This is a genomic window from Edwardsiella ictaluri ATCC 33202, from assembly GCF_000264785.1.
In the GTDB taxonomy this organism is placed as follows: Bacteria; Pseudomonadota; Gammaproteobacteria; order Enterobacterales; family Enterobacteriaceae; genus Edwardsiella; species Edwardsiella ictaluri.
The window spans coordinates 1-6,339 of sequence record NZ_AFJI01000046.1; the positions used below are offsets into that span (position 1 = coordinate 1).

The window sequence follows — 6,339 nt, forward strand, 5'->3', positions numbered from 1 at the left end:
GGCGCAGGGCTTTGTCGTGAGCAATGGCGGCCATACGCTGGAGGAGAGCCTGGAGCTGAGCGCGCACATCGATATGGGCAGCCATGTGGTGCAGCCGGTGCAGCTGATAAGTCAGACGCCCCTGGTTCAGCAGGTGGCGTATGACGCGCGGCGCCATCGTTTTGAGGATATGGGTATCGCCCTGCGGGCGATAGGCGAACAGAACAGCCAGCCGCTGCTGCTGGAGATCGTGAACGACCAGTACCAGTGTGCGTCCCTCTCCCAGGTGTTGTACACGCCGTTTACGCTGGCGGCCGTCAACCAGGGATATCGCTACGGCGTCGAAACAGGGGGGCGGTCGGTTGCCCGGCTGGATAGCTCTGGCCCCCGCCAGCACCGTTTTGAGCCGGGAGAGTGGCAGCGCGCGGGGGATGTGGCGGGTATCACGGCAAACCGCTTTACTCTGGACTTCTATCTCCGCGTGGTCCTGCCGGAACTCTCGCAGGTTCCCGTGGGCGGAGTGGGGGTGCCGATCGTCTGCAGCGGGCAGGTTACCCTGCTGGTGAGCGTGCCGCTCTGAGAGGTATCGCGGCCCTGAGCCGGCGGTGTGATGTTATGTCAGGAGGAAGTATGTATTGCGTAATAGGGGAAAGGCTGCTGCGTTATCTGATGTATGGCGTTTTAGCGCTGTCGTTGATGGCAAAAAGCCATGCTATCGGGGTGAATCTCACCATTTATAATAATCAGGAGATACGGATTGACTCTGGAGACTCTCCAGAGATCCTGAGCGACGGTGTGCTGCAAGTTAAGGATAATTACCCTGAGTTATCGGGGTTTGTTCTGTCGGATCTCGGCTCAAACCGAAGCAACTTGGTGCGCAGAACCAGCCTGTTCAGCGTCACCCTGACCGGGGCGCGCTACGGCAGGTCGATAACCCTGCGGGCCAAGCTGGGTAAGACGATCTACCGACATGACTCTTATTTACGAGCCATTATCGTAGGAAATACCAGTGAGAATAATGGGTGTGCCAATATCCAGCCGCGGGATACAAAAAATCTACTGCAGGGCTCCGGTCAATTTATTTTTATTGACCCGGGCAGCCATGATTTTACGGCGGACTGTAGCGCAAAGACCCTTTCTGGTATTTATAGGGATATCGATATTCGTCCTGTGTTTACCTTTGGGGATGCCAGAGTGGTATGGCTGGATATCGATACCCTGACAGCCAGTGATGCCTGGCAATCGCTGCCGCCTGATATTTATAACGGTAGCGTCAGTTTAAATCTGGAGTACATGAGTAATATCAGTACTGGCAGAATTAAAGATCTAAATACCACCACCACCGTCTCGATACGCAAGCAGGCCTATTTTAGCGGGCTATCCGTGCCCTCAACCAATGTGGCATTCAACACGAGCTATACCCAGGACCAGGTGGTAGGCTACGCCTCCACACCGCTGATTTTACAGGGCTTATTCGATCCTAACTTTGGCCGGATACGCTTTAGCCTGCGCTCTGATAATCAGTTCTCCCTGGGTAATGCTGATGGCAGAAAGATATCTTATCAGGCAGTATTGAACCATGGGACACGGCAGTATCCCTTAAATAAGGATGCGGCCGGTACGGCGCCCATCGAGATAGCCAGTTTAAACAACATCAATCAAATTCCTTTGAACCTGACCTTTCAATTTAATCAGGATAAAGCCCGGCTGACGAGCGGTACCTATCGCGACAGAGTTGTTTTGCTTGCCGAGCTACCGCTATTCTAGGCGGCCAGAATGGCACGCTGCCAATCTCCCGCGCGTGCTGTCAGACCCCGGTGGAATGGGTTATCAGCCCTCATCATGGGGGCGCTCACTGCGTTATGCTGCGGGCCAAGATATCGTTGAGCGATTTAAGGAGATAAAGTGGCCGGGGCTGATCCAGCCCCGGCTATTATATAATTACGTTTTTGAGTTATGCATAGAGGTAAAAGCGCTACCCGGATCGGCGTTGAGCCAGAGACGCAGGGGGTTTTAGAACAGGTGCCAGCGCTGTAATCGCTCTGGCCCATTCTACCCGGATTGTGACCCTCTGCCGATCCAGACCCGCCAGCGCAGATCCCAATAAAAAACACCCTGCCAGCGTAGCGCACACAGGGTGGGGTGCCCATTTGATTGGCCCCCGTCAGGGGGCCGGGTTCAGTAATAATATAGATACGGCTTTGTGCGGTGAGGGAAGAGGACCCCGTCGGGATCGGCGCCTTTCATGATCCGCTTGATAGCCATGGACTCTTTTGCCCGGCGTGGCCGGGTCATGAATATACGTGTCCAGGCTGACGGGCAATGACAGGTGTTCCAGTCAGGCCAGCGTCCAGAGATGCGATCGCGATGGTGCATCATCTTGCCGTCGAATCCAGGATAACCAACATGGTAATGCGGTTTTGGTTTCCCGTTCCGCTCACGGTCTCTTCGTGTATTAAAAACAGACATTTCAGGCTCCTATTCATGGATAGTTACCTCATATGCCCTCCTTAGGTATTTTTTGCGCGTGCGCGTCGCTCCTGAATCCCTGGCCCATACCAGTAACGTTGGTGCCCACACATCCAGCAGGAACAGCGACACGGGGTTTGATAATGACGGCCCAACTGTTTTGGACAACCGTCGCCAACCGCGTTGTCATGCCGCCGTCTTTGTTTCATTCGACGCAGATGGTGACGTCTTTCTGCACGGGTTCGTACCATGATTTTTCCTCATATTGAGCGCGGCCATTAACCGCGCGGCTATGAGGATTGCCGTTTTGTTGTTCAGAATGGCCTCCCGTAGAGGTTCAGTTTTTAGCGTTAAGCCGGTTACCGATAATCTTACCCGTATCGCAGGACGGAGAGGGCACCTCAGCGATCCCGTTGCGCTCTCCACGGGCAAGAAAATCCTGCAGGGTTGCTTCGATCAGCGTCTGGCTCAAGACGTCAGCCTCAACGATCATCCTCAAGCCAATTCCGGAAGCGAAACCCGGTAATATGCGGTAGCCGCAGTAAATTAGCGGGGGATCATCCCGGGCAATCTCCTGCTCCCATTTATCGATAAAATCATCGAAGGTTAATCCGTTAAATATCGAATATGTTTGCCCGGGTCCCTCGATCAATCAATGTATAGCCGATGGTTTGGCTATGGCGGTAATCAGCGGGCTCTGCACTCTGCCTGCCAGCGACTTTCAGCCGAAGCAGGGCTTCATTGAAGGCCGCTTCTGCTACGGCATCGGCAAAAGCGACATGAGCGGTGATGATCTCTGCATTCCAGAAGACCGCCGGGTCATCTCCGGGAAAAACGCTATCGCTCCAGACCCAGCGCCTGCTGGCAGCGACGGTGGCATGATCGCATTCATCGTGGAAGAGGCCACCCCGGGTTTCTCGCTCACGGTTGATAAGGGCTTTGATTTTGAGCGTGTGAGCCCAGCGTTTGCGGCGTGAGAGGGATGTGAACGGCGTATGTTTGCGGTTCATGGCTGTCTCTGCGAATTTTCGCTGGGAGAAATCCAGCGGGATAGAATATGTGAAATCGCACGGTGGTGGAAGACTTTTGTTGCATCGTTAAATGAGCGGGGCTTTGCCTATCGCCCTGCTGGCCCTGCTGGCCCTGCTGGCCCTGTTGGCCCTGTTGGCCCTGTTGGCCCTGTTGGCCCTGTCCTCAACTTGACAGTCAGTTGCTTGGGCTGACCCTCTACGGGGTGAAATTGCACACCGGATGATTGATGCCTGCGGGCTGAAAGTTTCCGGTGAAGGTGAGAGAAGGGTGAAGAAAAAAGGCAAAGCGTGGCACGGTATCTGGCAAAACGGCATCTGGCCGCGGATGCTGACACACATGAAATTGTCCGCACGCCCCGTCGCAGAACAATACCATGGGTGCGGAGACTCTCCCCGGACACATCCGACAGGACCATCGACAAATCAGCCCTGGTGCAGCGGATGGCGCTTATGACACCCGGTTATGTCACGATAAACCTGCGCCGCAACAACACTCGCGCTCTTATCTCCCCCCTAAAGAGGCGGGATAAGAGGGTGAGCAGGCCGGGCGCAACCGTGCCGCTGCAAATCTGCGGCTGAATGGGAGTCATGTCCGGTGGAAATGGGCAACAGAGGATAACCGCCGCCGATGGCAGCAACGGCAATGTAACGGGTTAAACTGTGGTTGGGTGGCGCGGCGTGACAATGGTATGGCAGCCAGGCAGCAGAGGCTCTGACCATCGCGTGCGCCCTGAGCAAAATTATGCAGCCGGACATGCCAGAAAACGTGTCTGTTCCCTGATTGCAGCAGCTGACTATGGGATTTAGAGCCTATCCGATTAGGCTGTTTGATTTTCCATTTGGGTCTTTTGCCGTGCTCACCATCTTTACATACTGCGTGTACACCCCGGTTGTTGCGCGCTGTCCGCTTCCAAACTGGGTGCAATAATATATCCCTACTGGGATAGGCTCTTAGCTAAAAAATCCACTTTATTGAACAAGCCGGTGAATGTCTGAAGGTGCCAAGGCTCCTGTTACGGGAATCGATGCGGGAGAAGATCGGGTGCTGCCGGAAGAAATATAACGGGTGACGATAATATGTATCACTAAATAATTAGACCCCGGCGGCGTGTATCCGGGCTTTGGCAAATTGACAGAATCCCGGATTTGCATGGCATCGCTATGGGTAAGTGTTAAATTATTTTAAAAATAAACAGAAGTGAAATCGCGATGCTTACAACACCTCTCCAGAGGTAGGTGTTACCATTGCGCCCGCTGGGTGCAGGATTTCCCTTGCATCGTATTTTCTTGAGTTTATGGTGTAGGGTGCTGATTGTATTTGCTATTTATTGGAAATGTAAAAATATCTTTCATATCAGATAAAAATAATTGAGCATGAATAAACAAACAATTTTCTTATCTTGGTGCAATCATAAAAAAACGTTAGCAACCTAAAAATAAGACAAGTGCTGAATGCGCTGCATAATTAAATGTTAAGATGTAATGTGCATTCGCTAATTTGGTGTTTTATGCATTTATACAGCCGATTGTGGTGTATGAGTTCTATTGTGCATAAATAATACAACAGCTTTGCCTATTACCTTGATGATAAAGTTCAATAAATAGAGAGAAATATATGAATATTGATCTGAATTTTAACAATGCTGATGAACGGGCAGTTCAATATAATGCACGGGCTTCAGTAGAAGATTTTGATGCCTGCATGGTGGAGTATGCTGAGCTGGCTAAACAAGCCAGGCTACAAACGCCAGGTATTTACGATCTCCGCTATGGTATGGCCGCGGCTGAACGAATTGATGTATTCCCGGCAAGCGTTCAACCAGCCCCATTAGTGATTTTTATTCATGGTGGATACTGGTGTTCACAACGCAAAGAGGATGCCTGTTCGATGGCTGCCTCGTTCACCAGCCATGGGGTAGCTGTTGCTACCCTGGAGTACACTCTGGCTCCGCTAGCAACTGTGGCAGAAATTATGCATGAGGTACGTAGCGCCGTATCTTGGCTATATCACCATGGGGAACAATTTGGTATCGACCCGGCACGTATCTTTATCATCGGTAGTTCAGCCGGTGCCCATCTGTGCAGTTCACTGGTCTCCGCAGGCTGGCATGAGCGTTACCAACTTCCGGCTGATGCGATAAAAGGCGTGCTGGCGATGAGTGGCATCTATGATCTTCGCCCACTGTGCGATATTTTTAGTAATGAGTGGTTGCGCTTATCACCAGAGCAGACAAAAAGTGTTAGCACTATTTTTTCTTTGCCAAAGAAAAAAAACTATGCACCCAAAATTTTGCTGAGTGTCGGTGGTAAAGAAACATTAGGCTTTAAACATCAGACACAAGCTTATTATGAAGCTTGTCGTGAAAACGAACTGAATGTGACGTTTATTGAGGATCATCAGCATAACCACTTTACCTTAGTAAATACCCTTGCTAATCCAGAGACTGAGATGTTTAAGCAAGTAATGGCGATGATTGACGCAACAGCAAAATAATTTGTTGTGAATATCATGGCGACTATATCATCTGGCGTTTAATTATCAAAAGTACAGTTACATAAGAGGCTATCCCATTAAACTATTTGATTTGCCATTTTGGTCCGGGACGCTGCTCACAATCCTCACGTATTGCGTGTATGCTCCGGTTGTTGCGCGCTGTCCGTATCCAAACTGGCTGCAACAATATCTTCTTACTGGGGTAGGATCTAAGTCTCTGTACTTCTGATAAAATGTATTAGCCGCAACGTGATCTATTTGCAAGGTTGAGCATTACCGGTTTTGATAGGCTTTGTTGAATAAATCGAACTTTTGCTGAGTTGAAGGATAAGATCACGCATCCTCTGATAGCGCAGGCATTCCAGT

The 6,339-nt window shown here is 51.0% G+C and carries 5 protein-coding genes; 3 read left to right on the forward strand and 2 right to left on the reverse strand.

Features of this window, described 5'->3' with window-relative positions; translation table 11 throughout:
- The coding region (locus EIEH_RS05795; RefSeq protein WP_035609009.1) for a hypothetical protein at positions 1-559 on the forward strand (559 nt) is incomplete at its 5' end.
- Positions 560-609: 50 nt separating this feature from the next.
- A complete protein-coding gene (locus EIEH_RS05800; protein ID WP_015870876.1) occupies positions 610-1,746 on the forward strand; it encodes a hypothetical protein in 1,137 nt (378 codons plus the stop codon).
- A 1,039-nt stretch (positions 1,747-2,785) separates the two neighbouring features.
- Here EIEH_RS05800 and EIEH_RS19620 read toward each other — a convergent pair.
- Together EIEH_RS19620 and EIEH_RS19625 are read right to left on the reverse strand one after the other, a co-directional pair.
- Complete coding sequence (locus EIEH_RS19620; RefSeq protein WP_197541356.1) at positions 2,786-2,947, reverse strand: hypothetical protein; 162 nt, start codon at positions 2,945-2,947, stop codon at positions 2,786-2,788.
- A 115-nt stretch (positions 2,948-3,062) separates the two neighbouring features.
- Complete coding sequence (locus tag EIEH_RS19625) at positions 3,063-3,458, reverse strand: hypothetical protein (RefSeq protein ID WP_239642628.1); 396 nt, start codon at positions 3,456-3,458, stop codon at positions 3,063-3,065.
- A 1,636-nt stretch (positions 3,459-5,094) separates the two neighbouring features.
- Between EIEH_RS19625 and EIEH_RS05815 the strand changes: the two genes are divergently transcribed.
- A complete protein-coding gene (locus EIEH_RS05815) occupies positions 5,095-5,973 on the forward strand; it encodes an alpha/beta hydrolase (RefSeq protein WP_015870881.1) in 879 nt (292 codons plus the stop codon).
- The last annotated feature ends 366 nt before the right edge of the window (positions 5,974-6,339 follow it).